Here is a 19,124-nt window from a genome sequence, read left to right on the forward strand (position 1 = left end):
AGCGGGGCGAGGGGCCACCGGTGCGGAAGCGGTCACGGGTCGCCGGTGGGTGCGGCACGCACCTGGGCCCGACGGGTTGCGCCTCCCGCCGGGTCACCGGCCACCTCGCGGTCGCCGCCCTCACTCTAGGACCACCGGGACCGGCTGGGAAGAGCCCGCCGGGCGGGCCCCCACACGTGACCCCGGCCCGTGCCGGCCGGCGCTCCGGCGTCGCGGGTACGGCGATCGCGGTAGGTCCTCCACCCGGCTACCGCGAACGACGCGGCGGCAGCACGCTCACTCGGCGTCCTCCTCGACGGCGGGCAGTTCGGCGCGGACCGACCAGCCCCCGTCCGGCAGCGGGCCGGCGGTGAAGGCGCCGCCGACCGCCTCGGCCCGCTCCCGCATCCCGAGCAGGCCCAGCCCGGCGCTCGGGGGCGGCGCGGGCGGGGCGGCGGCGCCGGAGTCGCGTACCTCGATCGTGACGCCGTGGGGGTCGTAACGCAGGCGGACCGCGACCGCCGCGCCCGGCGCGTGCCGGTGGGCGTTGGCGAGCGACTCCTGGATGATCCGGTACGCCGCGACGTCCACCGCGGTGGGCAGCGGGCGGGGCTGGCCGGCGACGGTCCAGCGCACCGGCTGGCCGGTGCTGAACCCCTCGACCAGGGCGTCCAGCCGGTTCAGGCTGGGGGTCGGCCCGGTGGGCCCGACGGGCTCCGCGGCGACCCTGCGCAGCGCCTCCTCCTCGCGGGTCTGCTCGGCGTGCCGGGCCCGCTCCGCCAGCACCGCCGTGTACGCCCGCCGGCTGCGCACCGCGTCGCCGAAGGCCACCGCGACGCCGAACCAGAGCAGCAGCACCTCCGCCGCCGGGTCGAGCCGGGCCAGGCCCAGCGTGGCGATCGTCGCCACGCCGACCGCGAGGGCGCCGACCGCGCCGGCCACGGCGGCGGTCCGCCGGTCGGTGCGGGTGGCGACGGTGTACGCGGCGATCGCCATCGTGAACACGAAGGGCCCCCGGGCCAGGCCGGTGAGCTGCGCGAGCACCACGGTGGCGGTGGTCAGGGCGAGCACCGGCAGCGGGTGACGGCGACGCACCGCCAGCGCCCCGCAGCCGAGCGCGACGAGCAGCACCGCGGCGAGGGTGAGCGGCGCCCGGGGCGGCCCGCCGGGCGGGTTCACCGGCAGCAGGCTGGCCACGAAGAGCGCGGCGGCCAGCAGCGCGTCGGTGACCGCCGGGTGCGTCCGCGCGACCCGGTGCCACTCCGCGAGGCGTCCCATGCGGTCAAGGTACGGCAGCCACCCGGCCCCGGACCGGGCGCGTCCGGTGGTCGCGGCGGGTGTCGCCGGCGCCCGGACGGGGCCGGCGCCGAGCCGACGTCGGCGCACCGGGGCGGGCGCGACGCCGCCGGGGCGCGGACGCACCCCGGCGGTGTCGCGCCGACCGGACCCGCCGGTCAGCGGGCCCGCCGGTCAGCGGGTCAGCGGGTCAGGGCAGGGTCCATTTCTGGTTGGCGGCGCCGGTGCAGGTCCACAGGTGCACCGGGGTGCCGTCGGCGGAGTTGTTGCCGGACACATCCAGGCACTTGCCCGACTGCGGATTTCGCACCGTCCCGTCACCCTGGGCGGACCAGTTCTGCGCACCGGTCCCGTTACACGTCCACAGCTGGATCTTCGTACCGTCCGCCGAACCACCGCCGGACACGTCCAGGCACTTGCCCAACGCCTTCACCGTCGAGTTCGGCGTCACCGTCCAGGTCTGCGCCGCGCCGCCGTTGCAGGTGTAGAGCTGGATCTGGGTGCCATCGGCGGTGGCCGCGTTCCGCACGTCCAGGCACTTGCCGGCCAGGCCCTTGATCGGCCCGGTGCCACCGGTGCCGCCACCACCCCGGACCAGGGTGAAGTCGTCGACGTCGAAGAGGCCGGTGCCGGTGCCGGTGTAGGTCAGGTACAGGGTCTGGGTGCCGGACGGCACCCCGGTCAGGGCGGTGACGACGTCGGCGTACGTCGTCCAGCTGCCGGTGTTGGGCACCGCGACCGAGCCGAGGACGGTGCCGGTGGTGGAGCCGGTGCGGACCTGGATCGTGCCGCCGGGCCCGCCGGAGACGACCCGCGCCTTGAACGACGTCACGCCGGTCAGGTCCACCCCGTTGTACGCCGACCAGTCGCCCGGGTCGATGTAGCCGAGGGTCTGCCCGCCGTTCGCCCCGGCCTTGGTGAACGGGGTGACCCCGCTGGCCGAGCTGAACGCCTCGGCCTGGATGGTGGTGTTCCCGCCCGGGGTGGAGCCCAGCTCCTTGATCCGGATGTTGCGGAACGAGGCGTCGTCGCCGGTGCCGTGGTTCTGGATGCCGATGTGGCCGGCGAGCGAGCGGGCCGGGTCGGTGTTGGTGAAGTCGTTGATCTTCACGCCGTTGAGGAAGACCTGTAGCCGCTCGCCCTCGACCAGCAGCTCGTAGGTGTTCCACTCCCCAGGCGGGTTGAGTGCCGCGTCGCGGGCGGCGATGTCGGCGGACTTGAAGGTGTAGACCGCGCCGGTGGTGCGGTCGGTCGCGTCGGTGGCGTCGATCTGCACCTCGTAGCCGTTGTTCACCGCCGACCACGGGTCGCTCGACGGCGGGAAGCCGACGAACACCCCGGAGTTGTCGTCCCCGGCCAGCTTCCAGTCCAGCTTGAGGGAGTAGTTGGTGAACTGCTTGGCGCTGTACCAGTACAGGCCCATCCCGCCGACCGAGGTCAGCGTGGCGTCGGAGTTGGTGAAGCTGCCCGGCCCGGCCTGCGACCAGCCGGTGGTGGAGCCGTTGTAGAGGGCGGTGTAGCCGGTCTCCGGCCGGCAGTCGGCCTTGGCCCGGCCGGCCGCGTAGCGGATGCCGCCGAGCAGGTGGGCCCGGAACGCCGGTTCGGCGTACGACGCCTGGGTGTGCCCGCCGCCGGTGTAGAACGCCCGCCCGCCGCTGTAGGTCTTGCACCAGGAGTGCGGGTGGTCGACGCCCATCCCGCCACCCGAGTACGACGACTCGTCCAGGGTGGCCAGCACCCGGGCGGTGGAGCGGGCGTTGGTCTGGTAGTTGTACCACTCGTCGGTGCGGGTCCAGGTCTGTGGCAGGTGCGCGCTGGCCGGGTGCGCCCGGTTCTCCACCTTGACGTTGGCCTGCTGGATGGCCGGGTGCGAGGCGAAGTACGCCCCGACCAGGTTGCCGTAGAACGACCAGCCGTACTCGGTGTCGGCGGCGGCGTGCACGCCGACGAACCCGCCGCCGGAGCCGATGTACGACTCGAAGGCGGTCTGCTGGCCGGCGTCGAGCACGTCGCCGGTGGTGTTGAGGAAGACGACCGCCTCGTACCGGGCCAGGTTGGCGGTGGTGAACGTGGCGGCGTCCTCGGTGGCGGTGACGGTGAAGCTGTTGGCCGCCCCGAGGTCCCGGATGGCCTGGGTGCCGGCGGCGATGGAGTCGTGCCGGAACCCGGCGGTCCGGGAGAAGACCAGCACGTCGTACGGGGCGTCGGCGGCGGACGCCGGGATGGCGGGAGCGGTGCAGGCGATGGCGGCGAGGACGGCGGTGGCCGCGCCGAGGACGGGACGCAGGAGTCTGCGCATGTCGCTCTCCTATCGGGTGGGCGGGGGCCCCGGGCGGGCCGGCGGGCCGACGGGGCCCCCGCGCGTGCACTCGGTTACGGCAGGGTCCATTTCTGGTTGGCGGCGCCGGTGCAGGTCCACAGGTGCACCGGGGTGCCGTCGGCGGAGTTGTTGCCGGACACATCCAGGCACTTGCCCGACTGCGGGTTCCGCACCGTCCCGTCACCCTGGGCGGACCAGTTCTGCGCACCGGTCCCGTTACACGTCCACAGCTGGATCTTCGTACCGTCCGCCGAACCACCGCCGGACACGTCCAGGCACTTGCCCAACGCCTTCACCGTCGAGTTCGGCGTCACCGTCCAGGTCTGCGCCGCGCCGCCGTTGCAGGTGTAGAGCTGGATCTGGGTGCCATCGGCGGTGGCCGCGTTCCGCACGTCCAGGCACTTGCCGGCCAGGCCCTTGATCGGCCCGGTGCGCACCGTCGCGCCCGTGGTGAAGGTGAACGAGTCGACGTCGTAGAGCGCCCCGGTGCCCGGCCCGGCGAAGGTCAGGTAGAGCGTCGTGGTGCCCGACGGCGCCCCGGAGATCGCGCCGGTGACCGTGGTGAAGGAGTCCCACGCCCCGGTGACCGGCACCGTGGCGGAGCCGAGCACCGTGCCGGTGGCCGATCCGGCCCGAACCTGGAGGGTGCCGCCCGCGCCGGCCGAGGAGACCCGGGCGCTGAACGAGGTCACGTCGCCCAGCTGGTACGGCTGGAAGGCGACCCAGTCCCCGTTGTTGATGTCGCCGACGGTCTTGCCGCCCTCGGCGGCCGCCTTGTCGAAGGTGTTGATGCCGGACGAGGTCTTGAAGTGCTCGGCCTGCCGGTGCCGGGGCTGGAGGGTGTGCTGGGTGTGCGTGGTCAGCCCGCCGGCATCGGTGTACTCGGCGTCGAAGATGGCGAAGATGTTCGCCGCGTCGTCGTGCTCGCCGTCGACCGGGATGGCGATCGAGCCGGAGCAGCCGGTCTTCGAGGTGATCTGGTGGCCGTGCTGGTCGTGGCCGAGCACGTAGGTCATCTTGACCTTGGCGCAGTCGATCGTGCCGTCCTCCGGATCGGTGACGGTGATGCTGAACGGCACCGTGTCGCCGTAGGAGAAGAGCTTGCCGTTGCCGGGGTTGTTGACGACCACCGTGGGGGCGGTGTTGCCTACGCTGATCACCACGCTGGCGCTGCCGGTGGCGTTCTGCGGGTCCCGCACCGTCAGCGTGGCGGTGTACGTCCCGTTGGCGGTGTACGTCTTCGACGGGTTGGCGGCCGTGGAGCTGGTGCCGTCGCCGAAGTTCCACGAGTACGTCAGCGCCCCTCCCTCCGGGTCCGACGAACCGGCCGAGGAGAAGTTGACGGTCAACGGGGCCGCGCCGGAGGTCCGGTCGGCGGTCGCCTTCGCCGTCGGCGCCCGGTTGCCGCCGCCGACGTGGTCGAAGCGGTAGAGCGCCGAGTTGGCGTCGCCGTTGAAGTAGCCGGTGCCGTAGTCGAGCACGTAGTAGGCGCCGTCCGGGCCGAAGGCGGAGTCCATCACCTGCTTGCCGGTCCACGGGAAGCTGTCGATGGTGCCCGGCGAGCCGTCGGCGTTGACGTGGATCGGCTTGATCCAGCCGCGGCCGAACTCGGTGGCGAAGAACTGCCCGTCGAAGGACTGCGGGAACTTCACTGTCGAGGTCGAGGAGGCGTTGTAGCGGTAGACCGGTCCACCCATCGGGGACTCGGAGCCGCCGCCGAACTCAGGCGGGCTGCCGGCGTCGCCGCCGTACCGGATCCAGGCCGGCTTCGCCGCGGGCAGCGTGGTCAGGCCGGTGTTGCGGAACGAGTTGTTGGTGGGGCCGCCGGTGCAGTTGTACTTGGCGCCACCGGTGCCGGTGGCGAAGTCCCACTCGTTGTAGGTCTCGGTGCTGGTGTTGGTGCCGGTGCAGTACGGCCAGCCGTAGTTGCCCGGCGCGGTGACCCGGTCGAACTCGACCTGGCCGGCGGGGCCCCGGGTGGCCGAGGTGGAGCCGGCGTCGGGGCCGTAGTCGCCGACGTAGACGATGCCGGTGACCTTGTCGACGCTCATCCGGAACGGGTTGCGGAAGCCCATCGCGTAGATCTCGGGCCGGGTCCTGGCGGTGCCGACGGGGAAGAGGTTGCCGGACGGGACGGCGTACGACCCGTCGGCGTTCACCTTGATCCGCAGGATCTTGCCGCGCAGGTCGTTGGTGTTGCCGGCGCTGCGCTGCGCGTCGTACCCGGGGTTGCGGTTGGTCCGCTCGTCGATGGGTGCGTAGCCGGCGGAGTCGAACGGGTTGGTGTCGTCGCCGGTGGACAGGTAGAGGTTGCCGGCGGCGTCGAAGTCGATGTCGCCGCCGACGTGGCAGCACAGTCCACGGTCGGCGGGCACGTCGAGCACGTCGACCCTGCTGCCCTGGTTGAGGGTGTAGTCGGCGTTGAGGGTGAACCGGGACAGCCGGTTGACGCCCTGCCAGGCGGAGAAGTCGCTGCCGGTGGCCGGCGCGTCGCCGGCGGGGGTGGACAGCGGCGGGGCGTAGTAGAGGTAGATGTGCCGGTTGCTGGCGAAGTTCGGGTCGACGCCGACGCCCTGCAACCCCTCCTCGTCGTGGGTGTAGACCGACAGGGTGCCGATCACGGAGGTGGTGCCGTTGGCGTCGGTGCGCCGCAGGGTGCCGTTGCGTGCGGTGTGCAGGACCGAGCGGTCCGGTAGCACGGCCAGGGACATCGGCTCGCCCGTCTCGGCGACGCCGCGGGCCAGCTCTACCTGCTGGAAGTCGGAGGCGGTGATGACGTGGGCGGCGGCCGGAGCCGGGCCGCCGAGGGCGGTCGGGCCGACCGTGAGGCCGACCGTGCCGACGGCAGCCACCAGGAGCAGGGCGGAGGCGGCGGAGGACCATCGTGGGAAGCGGTGGGTGGGTACGTCCTTCATGGACATGCTGCTGTCCCTTCCTGACGTGTGACTGCCAGGGCGGGGCGCGCGCCGTCGCGCCGGGCCAGGATGCCGGTTGCGGGGATACGGCAGGGCCGTCCGGGCGGCGCCGGGCCGGCCGTGACCACCGGCCGGGGTGGGGACCGGGGGAGGCCGGGGGATCACCAGTCGATGGGTTACCGCGCCGCCGGTTCACCTCGACGAAACAGGTTCGTGACGCCACGAACATTAAGACCTGTAAATGTATCTGTCCACACCTTCCGCCCCGCGGACGCGAACTTCTGCTCAGTTGGCTGAAAGTGTGCTGGGCGCGGGAAGGTCGCCCGGCGCGCCCGTGGTGCACACCGGCGCGCCGTCCGGCGGCATCAGCTCCGGCGGCGCACCGCCTGGTCGGCCAGCTCGGCCAGCGCCGCCAGCGCCCGCTCCGCCAGGGGCAGCCGGTCCAACGCGGCCCGGGCGGCGTCCGCGCGGACCCGGATCAGCCGCTCGATCTGCTCCCGGGCCCCGGTCGCCTCGATGATCGCGCGAAGCTCGGCCGCCCCGTCCGCGTCCAGCGCGGGATTGCCGAACAGGTCGCGCAGCCGGGCGCTCTGCGCCCGGTCGGCGGCGTCCCGGGCCAGCGCCATCATCACCGTCGGCTTGCCCTCGCGCAGATCGTCCAGGACGGACTTGCCGGTCACCGCCGGATCACCGAAGACGCCGAGCACGTCGTCGCGGAGCTGGAACGCGTCGCCGAGCGGGTCGCCGAACTCGGTGAGCGCGGCGACCAGCTCCGGCCCGGCGCCGGCCAGCGCCGCGCCGATCTGCAACGGGCGGGTGACCGTGTACCGGGCGGCCTTCATCCGGATCACGGTGAGCGCGCTGGCCACCGAGCCGTCGCCGACGCCGGAGACCAGGTCCAGGTACTCCCCCGCGATCACCTCGGTACGCATCCGGGCGAAGACCGCGTACCCCTGGCAGACCTGCGCGGTGCTCAGCCCGCACTCGTGGAACATCTGGTCCGCCCAGGCGGCGCAGAGGTCGCCGCAGAGCAGCGCGGTGTTCCGCCCGTACGCCTCGGGGTCGCCGCGCCAGGCGGACCGGGTGTGCAGGTCGGCGAAGAGCCGGTGCACCGACGGCGCGCCCCGGCGGCGGTCGCTGCCGTCGACGATGTCGTCGTGGATCAGCGCGAACGCGTGGAACAGCTCCAGCGCCGCCGCGGCGACCACGATCGGCCGGTCGTCCCCGCCCCCGGCGCCGCGCCAGCCCCAGTAGCAGAACAGCGGGCGCAGCCGCTTCCCGCCGGCCAGCACGAACCGGTGCAGGGCGGCGAAGATGCCGCGCGGCGCGCCGTCCGGCCAGTCCGGCCCCTGCCGGTCCAGGAAGGCCACCAGCTCGGCGTCGAAGCGCGCCCGCAGCCCGCTGGTGTCGGCCGGGGCGGCGGTGATGGTCACCGCCCCTCCCCGGGCCCACCGGCCGGCCCGGGGGACGCCGGCGGGGCCAGTCCGGCCAGTTCCAGCAGCAGGCCCTTCACCTCGGTGGCCGCCAGCCGGTCCCGGGCGGCGGTCGGGTCGGAGCAGAGCAGCAGCGGGGCGTCCGCCGGGTCGGCGGGGAGCCGGCCGTGCGAGCCCCGGACCGCCCGCGCCCCGGCGTCGAGGCCGACCACGCTCATCAGGTAGCGCATGCCGAGCTTCTTGCGGGCCAACGCGACCGCCGCGCGGCGCTTCGCCGCCCCCGGCGCGGCCGGGTCGAAGAACAGCTCCGCCGGGTCGTAACCCGGCTTGCGGTGGATCTCCACCAGGCGGGCGAAGTCGGGGGCGCGGGCGTCGTCGAGCCAGTAGTAGTAGGTGAACCAGGCGTCCGGCTCGGCCACCAGCACCAGGTCGCCGGCGCGCGGATGGTCCAGTCCGGCCGCCGCCTTCCCCTCGGCGTCCAGCACCTCGGCCACCCCGGGCAGGCCGGCGCAGAGTTTCGCCACCGCCGGCCCGTCGGCCGGGTCCCGGACGTAGACGTGGGCCACCTGGTGGTCGGCCACGGCGAAGGCACGCGACGTCCACGGGTCCAGGTACTCCATCCCGGCCTGGGTGTAGACCCGCAGCAGCCCCTCGGCGCGCAGCAGCCGGTTGACGTCCACCGGCCGGGAGACGTCGGTGATGCCGTACTCCGACAGCGCCACCACGGTGGCGTCGGCGGCCCGGGCGGCGTCCAGCAGCGGGCCGAGCACCGCGTCCAGCTCCGCCGCCGCGGCGGCGGCCCGGGGCGAGGACGGGCCGAAGCGCTGCAGGTCGTAGTCCAGGTGCGGGACGTAGACCAGGGTCAGGTCCGGGGCGTGGTCGGCGAGGATCCGCTCGGCGGCCCGGCAGATCCACGCCGAGGAGGGCAGCCCGGCGCCCGGCCCCCAGTAGGTGAACAGCGGAAAGGTGCCCAACGCGTCGGTGAGCGTGTCGTGCAGCTCCGGCGGGTCCGTCCAGCAGTCCGGGTCCTTGCGCCCGTCGGCGTGGTAGACCGGCCGCGGGGTCACCGTCCAGTTCACGTCCGCGCCCATCGCGTACCACCAGCAGACGTTGGCCACCGTCCAGTCGGGCTCGACCCGGCGGGCGGCCTGCCAGAGCTTCTCCCCGCCGACCAGCGCGTGGTGCTGCCGCCACAGCAGCACCTCGCCGAGGTCCCGGAAGTACCAGCCGTTGCCCACGATCCCGTGCCCGGAGGGCGGCTCCCCGGTCAACAGGGTCGCCTGCACCGAGCAGGTCACCGCCGGCAGCACCGTGCCCAGACCGGTGACGAACCCCTCCTCGGCGACCGCCCGCAACCGGGGCATGTGCGCCAGCAGCCGCGGGGTCAACCCGACCACGTCCAGTACCACCAGTCGCTTGCTCATGCCGGCACCTCGCTTCGCTCAGCACCGGCACGAGGCACCCCAGCGCTGTGTCGATGGTTCGCTCGCTGACGCTCGCTCATGGTCGTACCCCCAGGGTGGTCGGGACGGGACGGCCGGCCGGCGTCAGGCCGAGCGCGACCAGCTCGTCGCGGGTGAAGGCGAGCTCGGCGGCGATCCCCGCGGCCAACTCGGCATCGGTGCGCGGCCGCCGCGCGGCCGGCAGCACCCCCCACGTGTACGTCTCGACGTCGAGGTGGTCGCAGCCGGCGGCGGGGCCGGCGAACAGCCCGGCCAACGCGCCGCGCAGCACCGGCAGGGTCGAGGTCAGCGGTGCCTCGGGCGGGGCGTGCAGCGGCACGTGGTAATGCACCCGCCACGGCCCCGGCGGCCGCCCGGCCAACGCGCCGTCCAGGTCGTCGGCGGCGTACGCCGGGTCGGCCGGGTCGGCGGCGTGGGCGCCGGCGGCGGCCCGGGTCTGGTGCAGGAAGCGGGGCTCCACCCAGCGCGCCAGCGCGTCGGTGGAGGTCTCCGGGTGGGCGGCCTCCAGAGCGGCGGAGACCTGCACCTTGACCACCGGCAGCCCGGCGGCGGACAGCCGGGCCAGCGCCTCGGCCGGCTCCTCCCAGGCGCAGGCGAGGTGCGCCAGGTCCAGGCAGACGCCGAGCCGGTCGGTGTCCACGCCGGCCAGCGCCGTGACCGCCTGCCCGGTGCGCTCCACCACGCAGCCCGGCTCCGGTTCGAAGCCGACCCGCACCGGGCGGCCGGTGTCCCGCTCGACGGCGGCGAGCCCGGCCGCGAGGTCGTCCAGCCGACGGCGGGCGGCGTCGGCGCGGGCGGCGTCCCAGGGATGCCGCCAGGCCAGCGGCAGGGTGGAGACCGAGCCGCGGGCCGCGTCGTCGGGGAGCAGGTCGGCCAGCACCCGGGCCAGGTCGAGGGTGTAGCGCAGCCGGTCGTCGGTGGTCCAGTCCGGACGGTAGACCGCGCCCTTGACCACCGGGGCCTGGAAGGCCGCGTACGGGAAGCCGTTGAGGGTGACCACCTCCAGCCCGCGGCGGGTCAGCTCGGCCCGCAGCCGGCGGCGGGCGGCCGGATCGGCGGCCAGCTCGGCGGCGACCGGCGCGGCCAGCCACAGGCCGAGCCCGAGCAGGTCGGCGCCGAGCGCCTCGCGCACCGGCTCGGCATGGGTGTCCAGTTGGGCGAGGATGCCGGCGAGGTCCTCGGCGGGGTGCACATTGGTGCAGTAGCCGAGGTGGACGGTGCTGCCGTCGGAGTGCCGCAGGCGCATCAGTCGCCGCCGCGCAGGATCGAGTTGCCGGCGAAGGTGCCGGCGGACGGCCCGTCCAGGTCGGTCAGGTCGAGCCGGCCGGACTGCCCGTAGAACTCCACCGGGTTGCGCCAGAGCACCCGGTCGACGTCGTCGTCGCTGAACCCCGCCAGCAGCATCGCCTCGCCGGTGGCCCGGGTGAGCAGCGGGTCCGAGCGCCCCCAGTCGGCGGCGGAGTTGACCAGCACCCGTTCGGTCCCGTACGCCCGCAGCAGCTCCACCATCCGCGGCGGGGACATCTTGGTGTCCGGGTAGATGGAGAAGCCCAGCCAGCAGTCGCTGTCCCGGACCAGCTTCACGGTGACCTCGTTGAGGTGGTCGACCACCACCCGGCCGGGGTCGATGCCGGACTCGGCCACCACGGCGAGGCTGCGCTCGACGCCCCGGGCCTTGTCCCGGTGCGGGGTGTGCACCAGCGCCGGCAGGTCGTGCGCCACGGCCAGGGCGAGTTGGGCGGCGAACGCCTCGTCCTCCTGCGGGGTCATCGAGTCGTACCCGATCTCCCCGACCGCCACCACGGCGTCCTTCTCCAGGTAGCGCGGGAGCAGGTCGAGCACGGGCCGGCAGCGCGGGTCGTTGGCCTCCTTCGGGTTGAGCGCCACGGTGGCGTGGTGCCGGACGCCGAACTGCCCGGCCCGGAACGGCTCCCAGCCGATCAACGAGTCGAAGTAGTCGGCGAAGGAGGCGGCGCTGGTGCGGGGCTGCCCCAGCCAGAACGCCGGCTCCACCACCGCGCGGACCCCGGCGGCGGCCATCCGCTCGTAGTCGTCGGTGGTCCGCGACGTCATGTGGATGTGCGGGTCGAAGATACGCATTCACGCCTCCCTGATGGTGAGCCGGTCGAGCAAATCGGTGGCGTCGGCGGGCAGTTCCCGGCCGGCGGCGTGCCGCTCCGCGGCGAGCGCGGCGAGCATCGCGGCCAGTTCCCCGTCGGCGCGGCGGTCCAGGTCGGCCACGGCGGCCAGCGGCACGCCGCTGAACACGCACTTGAGCACCGCCTGCCGCCAGGACGCCGGGTCCAGGTGCCGGGCGTACGGGCCGAGTGCGGCGGCGACCAGCCGGGTGTCGTTGGTGCGGATCGCGTCCTGCAACAACGGCACCCCGGCCGTCCCGACAGGCAACAGCGGCAACGCCTTGAGCACCGCCCGCTTCTCCGCCGCGTCGCCGTCCCGGTACAACGCCCCGGCGTGCGCGGCGTGGTCGGCGGGCAGCGCGGTGAGCAGCAACGCGCGGGCGGCCTCGTCGGCGGTCCAGCCGGGCGCGCCGGCCAGTTCGCCTCGGCCACAGCGCCGGCCGGCGGCCGGGAAGAACCGCGTGATCGTCGCGGGTTCGACCGCGACGCGGCGCAGCGCCGCCGCCAGCCAGTCGGGATCGGGTACGCCCTCCAGCGCGGCCCGCAGTCGATCCGGTGTCATCCGCCTCTCCTCCCCTGATACTGCTCGGTCGGTGTCTAGGCCACCTCGGTCATCGAGTCCGGGGCGGCGGTCGGGGCGGCCGGGGTCGTCCGGGCCACCTCGGCGGCGGCGCGCAGGAAGTCGAGGGACCGGGCGGCGACGGTGGGCGCGGCGTGCGAGTGCCGGGGCAGTTCCACCGCCACCAGTCCCCGGTAGCCGGCGTCGGCGAGGGCGCGCAGCACCGGCGGGAAGTCGATCTCGCCGGTGCCGAACTCCAGGTGTTCGTGCACGCCCCGGCGCATGTCGTCGATCTGCACGTTGACCAGGTGCGCGGCGACCTCGTGGACGCACTCCGGCACCGGGCGGGGCTCCAGGCAGCGGCAGTGTCCGATGTCGAGGGTGATGCCGAACCGCTCCGGGTCACCGAGGGCGTGGCGCAGCCGCCACCAGCCGGCGATGTCCTCGACCAGCATCCCCGGCTCCGGCTCGAAGCCGAGGGTCACCCCGGCCCGGTCGGCGGCGTCGAGCACCGTCGCGCAGCCGGCGACCAGCCGGTCCCAGGCGACCGCCGGCGGTACGGCGTCGGGGCGTACGCCGGCCCAGCAGGAGACCGCCTCGGCACCGAGGTCGGCGCCGATCCGGACCGCCCGGGTCAGGAAGTCGATGCGTCGGGCCGGCTCGTCGTGCAGCAGCGTCGGCGCGTGCTTGTGCCACGGGTCGAGCAGGTACCGGGCGCCAGTCTCGACGACCACGGCGAGGCCGAGCGCGTCCAGCCGGCGGGCCACCTCGTCGACCCGGCGGGCCAGCCCGGGCGTGAACGGGTCGAGGTGGTCGTGGTCGAGGGTCAGCGCGACGCCCTGGTAGCCCAGCTCGGCGAGGACCGCGAGGGCGTCGTCCAGCCGGTGGTTGGCGAAGCCGTTGGTCCCGTAGCCGAACCGCGGCCCGCCGCCCGCCCGGTGCTCCCGGGCGACCGGATCGGCGGCCGGGCGCGGCGGCGGGGGCCGTGGATTGGCGGGTGGCGGGGGCCGGGGACCGGCGGGCGGCGGCGACCGCGACCAGGGCGGTGCCGGCGAGAGTGCGCAACGGCAGCGCGCTGTCCGCGCCGGCCACCTCGCGGCGGGAGAGCGCGGTGACCGTCCAGGTGTGCGCGGCGACGGTGAGCGCCGCCGGCAGCGCCCGGGCCGCCCGCCCGCCGGTCGCGCCGAGCAGCACGTCCAGCCCCCGGCAGGCGGCCATCACGGCCGGGCCGGCGGCGGTGTTCTTCGCCACCAGGTCGTACCCCCAGATCGTCGCGGCGAGCGGGACCGCGACGGCGGCGGCCCGCCGGCCGCCCGCGACGGCGGCCAGGCCCAGCCCGGCGGCGGTGAGGCCGGCGGCGAGACCGACCGCGGCACCGGGCGTGACCCGGCCGCTGGGAATCGGCCGCTCGGGGCGTTCGACGGCGTCCAGGCGGCGGTCGGCCCAGTCGTTGGCGGCCATCCCGGCCCAGTACAGCAGCACCGACGCGCCGGCCAGGCCGGCGGTACGCGGGCCGAGCGCCCCGGCCGCGGCGGCGCCGGCGACCACGTCCCCCGGTACGGAGAGCGCGGCCGGCGCCCGGACCAGCTCGACGAGGGCGGCAAGGTCGCTCACGCCGACACCTCCCTTCGGTCGGCGTCGGCGCGAGGCTTCCACGCACTGAACCGAACGGTTCGCTCGCTCCGCTCGCTCACGCCGACACCTCCCTTCGGTCGGCGTCGACGCGAGGCTTCCACGCACTGAACCGAACGGTTCGCTCGCTCACGCGGCATCCCCGGCGTGCAGCCGCCCGGTGAACTCGACCAGCCGCTGCCACTGCTCGCCGAGCGAGTGGGTGGGCGAGCCGAGCGGGTCCTTGAAGAAGAACGCCAGCTCGGTCAGGGGGCCGACCCGGCCGGCGGCGTGCGCGGCGGCGGTCAGCCGGGCCAGGTCAAGCACGAGCGGCGCGGCGAGCGCGGAGTCGCAGCCGTGCCAGGTGAACTCCATCCGCATGCCGGTGCCGAGGAACCCCGCGAAGGTGATCAGATCCCAGGCGGTCTTGAAGTCGCCCAGCTCCTCGACGTACTCGATCCGGGTGCCGCCCTGCGGCTGGTAGCCGAGGGTCTCGCCGAGGACCCGCTGCTTGCTGTCCACCTTCGCGGCGTTGGCGGCCGGGTCGGCGAGGGTGGCGCCGTCGCCGCCGCCGAGCAGGTTGACCCCGGACCAGGAGCGCACGGCCAGGTGGCGCATCGCGAACATCGGCGCGAGCACCGACTTGACCAGGGTTTCGCCGGTCTTGCCGTCGTGCCCGGCGTACGGCAGGCCACGCGCGACGGCCAGCTCGGCCAGCGCCGGCAGCCGCAGCCCGGTGGACGGCGTGAAGTCGACGTACGGGCAGCCCGCCTCGACGGCCGCGTACGCGTAGAGCGAGCTGGGCGGCAGCACCTCGTCGGGCCCGGCGAGCGCGGCGCGCAGGGCGGCCGGATCGGCGTGCCCGGGGTGCGGGCGGGCGGCCGGCTCGGTGGCCGCGACGTAGACCACCACCACCCGGTCCAGCCGGTGCCGCCGGCGGAACGCGGTGAGGTCGGCGACGATCGTGGCGGCCCGGTCCGCCTGGCTGCCGCCGGTGGGGGCGGGGCGCAGGTCCTCCTCCACGGCGGCCAGGTCCCCGGCGACCGCGGCGGCCAGCCGCCCGGGCAGCACCCCGGCGGCGGCCAGCGTCTCGGCCCGTTTGGTCAGCGGGGTGGTGGCCAGGTCGTGGCCGCCGAAGACCAGGTCGGCGAAGCCGGGCAGGGCCGGGCCGCGCAGTGCGGGCAGCTCGGTGACGCAGCCGGTCGGTGCGGTGAGCCCGGCCCGCAGGGCGAGACCGCCGATGATGCCGGTGGTCGCGACCGAACCGCGCGCCCCCACCAGCCAGACACCCGTACGCATGGTGCTCCTTCCGTCCGGAGGAACCGCCTAGCATCTACTTATATCAATATCAAATGTTTCGCCGGAAAGATACGTTCCGCCGGGGGCCCCGTCCGCCCGGACGTCCGGGGCGGCACCGGGCTGCGGCGACGACGTCGGCGGCGCGACGACGAGCCCGGTACCCCCGCACGGCGTGCGGACGGGGCTGGCAGGCAGGGCCGTCGGCGTCTCGGCCCTGCCTCCCCCGTATCCGACCGACGGGCGGCGGCGCGCCCCGCGACCGGACGTCTCGTGGTGGCGGCCCGGACCCGGGCCGGTGACGGCCGGGCATCCCCGGGCCGCCGGGACGGTGGTGGCGGTCCTCCGGTGCGGCCGGGGAATCCCGGTCCGGCCGCACCGGACGACCGTCGTACGCGTGCGCCACCGGCCGTGGTGGCCGGGCCGCACGCCCTCCGGTGCCGATCCCGTCCCGACCGCGGGGCGCAACCGCGGCCGGGTCCTCGCCGATCGGCGGCCGGAGGTGGCCTGGTCAGACGGCAAGCGCGGTAAGCGCGGGCTCCACCTCCGTCCACCGGGAGCCCAGCTCCGCCGACCGGGTCACCGCGTCCAGCACGAGCTGGACCTGCAACGCGTCGGTGAAGGAGGGCGTCGGATCGACGCCGGTCGCGACCGCCTCGACGAAGTCGCGCATCTGGTGGGTGAAGGAGTGCTCGTATCCGATGATGTGCCCCGGCGGCCACCAGGCCGACAGGTACGGATGCTCGCCCTCGGTCACCAGGATGCGGCTGAAGCCCTGCTCGACCGTGGGCCGGCTGGCGTCGTAGAACTCCAGCTCGTTGAGGCGTTCCAGGTCGAAGGCGACGGTCCCGAGGGAGCCGTTGATCTCCACCCGGAGGGCGTTCTTGCGGCCGGTGGCGAACCGGCTCGCCTCGTACGTGGCCAGCGCCCCGTCGTCCAGGCGGGCGACGAAGACCGCCGCGTCGTCGACGGTGACCGTGCCGGTCGCCCGGCCGTCGCCGTCGGCCTGCGCGGCCAGGCCGCTCGACCCGCCCGGCAACGGCCGTTCCCTGACGAACGTCTCGGTCACCGCGCTGACCCCGGTGATCCGCTGGCCCGTGACGTACTGGGTCAGGTCGATGATGTGCGCGCCGATGTCACCGAGCGCGCCGGAGCCCGCCCTGTCCCTCTGCAACCGCCACACCAGCGGGAACTGCGGGTCGACGATCCAGTCCTGGAGGTACGCCGCCCGCACGTGCCGCAGCACTCCGAGCCGGCCCTCGGCGACGAACTGCCGCATCAGGGCGACCGCGGGCACCCGGCGGTAGTTGAACCCGCACATGGACCGTACCCCCGCCGCCCGGGCGGTGGCCGCGACGGCGGTCATCTCCCGGGCCTCGGCCACCGTGTTGGCCAGCGGCTTCTCGCAGATGACGTGCTTGCCGGCGGCGAGCGCGGCGAGCGCGATCTGGGCGTGGCTGTCTCCCGGTGTGCAGATGTCGACCACGTCGATGTCGTCCGACGCGACCAGGTCCCGCCAGTCGGTGGTGTACGCGTCCCAGCCGAGCCGGTCGGCCGCGCTGGCGACCTTCCCGGCGTCCCGGCCGCAGATCGTCGCCATCCGGACCCGCGCCGGCAGCTCGAACACCCGGTTCACGGTGCGCCACGCCTGTGAGTGCGCGGCGCCCATGAACTCGTAGCCGACCATGCCGACCCGCAGTTCGCTGTGCTGTGTGGACAAGGTGGGTCTCCCCCCGTGTATCAGAACCCGAGCTTGAGGTAGTCGCCCGCGTTCTCCTTGGTGATCGTCTCGGAGGCGAGCACGATCTCCTTGGGCACCTGGAGTTCCACCAGGTCGGACATGCCCTTGCCCTGGCCGATCAGGCGAGCCAGGGAGATGGCCGAGGAGGCCATCGACGGGCTGTAGGTGACGGTGGCCTTGAGCACCGAGTTGTCGGCCTGGATGTCCTCCATCGCCTTTTTCGAGCCGGCGCCGCCGACCATGAAGAACTCCTTGCGGTTGGCCTGGTTGACCGCCGCGAGGACACCGATGCCCTGGTCGTCGTCGTGGTTCCAGAGCGCGTCGATCTTCGGCAGCGCCTGGAAGAGGCCGGTGGCGGCCTGCTGGCCGGAGTCGGCGGTGAACTCCGCCGGACGCCGGTTGGCCACCCTCAGCCCGTTCGCGGCGAGGGTGTCGGCGAAGCCCTTGGAGCGTTCCTGGGTCAGCTCCAGCGAGTCGATGCCGGGGATCTCGCCGATGACCGGGTTGCTCACGCCCTTGGCCTTGAGCTGCGCGACGATGTAGGTGGCCGCGGCCACCCCCATGCCGTAGTTGTCGCCCTTGATCTGCAGCCGGTAGGCGCGCGCGTCGGGGAAGGCCCGGTCCAGGTTGACCACGGGGATGCCGGCCTTCATCGCCTCCAGGCCGAAGGCGTTGAGCTCCTTGCCGTCGTGCGGCAGCAGCACGATCACGTCGGGCTTCTGCGAGATCAGCGTTGACAGCGCCGCCCGCTGGGCCGCCGCGTCCGCGCCGGCCTCGACCGACTTGAACTCCACGTCGGAGTACGCCTGGGCCTGTGCCTTGGCGTTGTTGGTGATGGCGGCGATCCAGCCGTGGTCGGCGGCCGGGGCGGAGAAGCCGATGGTCACCTTCTTGCCCGGCTCGGCGTTGCCGCCGGCCGCGGCCGCCTTGGTCTGCGCGGCGGTGGGCTCGGACTCGTTGCTGGTGCAGCCGGAGAGGAGCACGCCGGCGCCGACGGCGGCCCCGCCGAACAGCAACCGGCGGCGGGACAGGTCCCGACTGTGCTGGGTCATGACGACCTCCAAGAGTGACGGTGGTGGGGCGAGAAAAAGGGTGTGCGGATCCCGGCCACCGTCGGAAGGTGGCCGCCGAGATGCGGTGGGTCGTGGGGAGGGCGGCGCGTCGCCGCGGGCGGTCAGACGGTGGTGGCCCGGTTGCGGCTGAGGAACTGGGTGAGGCTGCGGAACTGCACCTGCTGGACGAGGACGGCGCCGACGATGATGCCGCCCTTGACCATGTTCTGGGCCTCGGTCGAGAGGCCGTTGATGGCGAAGAGGTTGGTGATGGTGGAGAAGATCAGCACCCCGAGCAGGGAGCCGACGATGGTGCCCCGGCCACCGCTGAGCAGCGTCCCGCCGATGATGGCGGCGGCGATCGCGTCCAGCTCGTACAGGTTGGCCATGGCGGCCTGGGCGGAGTTGGCCTGCGCGGTCAGCATGATCGCGGCGATCCCGCAGCAGAGGCCGGAGAGCGCGTAGAGCAGCACGGTGTGCCGGCGGACGTTGATGCCGGCCAGCCGGGCCGCCTCCGGGTTGCCGCCGACGGCGACCGTACGCCGGCCGAAGGTGGTCCGGTTGAGCAGCACCCAGCCCGCGGCCACCACGGCGGCCAGGATGTAGACCAGCAACGGGATGCCGAGTACCTGGGTGCTGGCGATGTCGTTGATGAAGATGTTGTTAGAGACCTGGGTCTGCTTGTCGGAGATCTCGGCGGCCAGGCCGCGGGCGGCGACCATCATCGCCAGCGTGGCGATGAACGGCACCAGCCGCCCGTACGAGACGAGCAGGCCGTTGACCAGCCCGACCGCCACGCCCACGGTCAGCGCGCTGAAGATCATGCCGCCGGCGCCGTAGCTCTGGGTGGCGACCGTGGTGCACCAGACCCCGGCCAGCGCGACGATCGCGCCGACCGAGAGGTCGATGCCACCGCCGATGATCACGAAGGTCATCCCGACGGTCACCACGCCGACCACCGAGGCCAGCTTGAGGATGGTCAGGGTGTTGTTCCACACCCAGTCCGGGTCGGAGTAGAGGTCGGAGCGGGTCGCGGCGCCGATGACGACCAGCACCACCAGCACCGCGATCAGGCCGAGGTTGCGCCGGGCACCCTCGCCGCCGTCCCCGTGCCACCAGGACAGCCGGCCCGGCCCGGCGGTCTCCCCGCTGGCCGCCGCCGTCCCGGCCGGGTCGACCGGCGGGGACTGCGCCGGCGGCTCCGCCCGGCTCTCCGGCGTCGCGGTCGCCTCGCTCATGCCGTCACCTCGCTCCGCTCGGCGGCGGCACGAGGCTCGGCCGCCCTGAGCTGACCGATTCGCTCACTCCGCTCGCTCATTGG

Annotated in this window: 13 protein-coding genes and 1 pseudogene; all 14 read right to left on the reverse strand. The window is 74.1% G+C overall.

Annotated features, from left to right (window positions below; all coding sequences use genetic code 11):
* Positions 1-276 precede the first annotated feature (276 nt).
* The 14 genes and pseudogenes from AB0I41_RS13045 to AB0I41_RS13110 all read right to left on the reverse strand — a co-directional run bounded on the left by AB0I41_RS13045 (position 277) and on the right by AB0I41_RS13110 (position 19,041).
* A complete protein-coding gene (locus tag AB0I41_RS13045) occupies positions 277-1,257 on the reverse strand; it encodes an ATP-binding protein (protein ID WP_357105862.1) in 981 nt (326 codons plus the stop codon).
* Between the two features lie 208 nt (positions 1,258-1,465).
* Complete coding sequence (locus AB0I41_RS13050) at positions 1,466-3,574, reverse strand: ThuA domain-containing protein (RefSeq protein ID WP_357105864.1); 2,109 nt, start codon at positions 3,572-3,574, stop codon at positions 1,466-1,468.
* A gap of 74 nt (positions 3,575-3,648) precedes the next feature.
* A complete protein-coding gene (locus AB0I41_RS13055) occupies positions 3,649-6,516 on the reverse strand; it encodes an RICIN domain-containing protein (protein ID WP_357105866.1) in 2,868 nt (955 codons plus the stop codon).
* Between the two features lie 359 nt (positions 6,517-6,875).
* Positions 6,876-7,943: a polyprenyl synthetase family protein gene (locus AB0I41_RS13060; RefSeq protein WP_357105869.1), complete on the reverse strand. Its 1,068-nt coding sequence runs from the start codon at positions 7,941-7,943 to the stop codon at positions 6,876-6,878.
* Entirely contained in the window at positions 7,940-9,367 is a 1,428-nt protein-coding gene (locus AB0I41_RS13065) for a nucleotide pyrophosphatase/phosphodiesterase family protein (protein WP_357105872.1), read from the reverse strand. Before AB0I41_RS13065 ends, AB0I41_RS13060 begins: the two co-directional genes overlap by 4 nt.
* A 76-nt stretch (positions 9,368-9,443) precedes the next feature.
* Positions 9,444-10,652, reverse strand: coding sequence for a metabolite traffic protein EboE (eboE, locus tag AB0I41_RS13070; protein WP_357105875.1), 1,209 nt, complete (start codon positions 10,650-10,652; stop codon positions 9,444-9,446).
* Positions 10,652-11,506, reverse strand: coding sequence for a TatD family hydrolase (locus AB0I41_RS13075; protein WP_357105877.1), 855 nt, complete (start codon positions 11,504-11,506; stop codon positions 10,652-10,654). The genes eboE and AB0I41_RS13075 overlap by 1 nt, the downstream gene beginning before the upstream one ends.
* Positions 11,507-12,106: an EboA domain-containing protein gene (locus tag AB0I41_RS13080; RefSeq protein ID WP_357105880.1), complete on the reverse strand. Its 600-nt coding sequence runs from the start codon at positions 12,104-12,106 to the stop codon at positions 11,507-11,509.
* Positions 12,107-12,141: 35 nt separating this feature from the next.
* Positions 12,142-12,984 (reverse strand): sugar phosphate isomerase/epimerase family protein, encoded by an 843-nt coding sequence (locus AB0I41_RS13085; protein WP_357105950.1) that lies wholly within the window; start codon positions 12,982-12,984, stop codon positions 12,142-12,144.
* A gap of 166 nt (positions 12,985-13,150) precedes the next feature.
* Positions 13,151-13,843: pseudogene (locus tag AB0I41_RS13090) on the reverse strand (SCO3242 family prenyltransferase); the annotation flags it as partial.
* Positions 13,844-13,864: 21 nt separating this feature from the next.
* On the reverse strand, positions 13,865-15,013 hold the full coding sequence (locus tag AB0I41_RS13095; protein WP_357105883.1) for an inositol-3-phosphate synthase: 1,149 nt from the start codon (positions 15,011-15,013) through the stop codon (positions 13,865-13,867).
* A gap of 508 nt (positions 15,014-15,521) precedes the next feature.
* Entirely contained in the window at positions 15,522-16,730 is a 1,209-nt protein-coding gene (locus AB0I41_RS13100; protein ID WP_357105885.1) for a Gfo/Idh/MocA family oxidoreductase, read from the reverse strand.
* 20 nt (positions 16,731-16,750) lie between these two features.
* Entirely contained in the window at positions 16,751-17,803 is a 1,053-nt protein-coding gene (locus AB0I41_RS13105; protein ID WP_357105887.1) for a substrate-binding domain-containing protein, read from the reverse strand.
* A 122-nt stretch (positions 17,804-17,925) separates the two neighbouring features.
* Positions 17,926-19,041, reverse strand: coding sequence for an ABC transporter permease (locus AB0I41_RS13110; RefSeq protein WP_357105890.1), 1,116 nt, complete (start codon positions 19,039-19,041; stop codon positions 17,926-17,928).
* Positions 19,042-19,124 lie beyond the last annotated feature (83 nt).

Origin of the sequence: Micromonospora sp. NPDC050200, assembly GCF_040656135.1 — a bacterium.
Lineage (GTDB): Bacteria > Actinomycetota > Actinomycetes > Mycobacteriales > Micromonosporaceae > Micromonospora.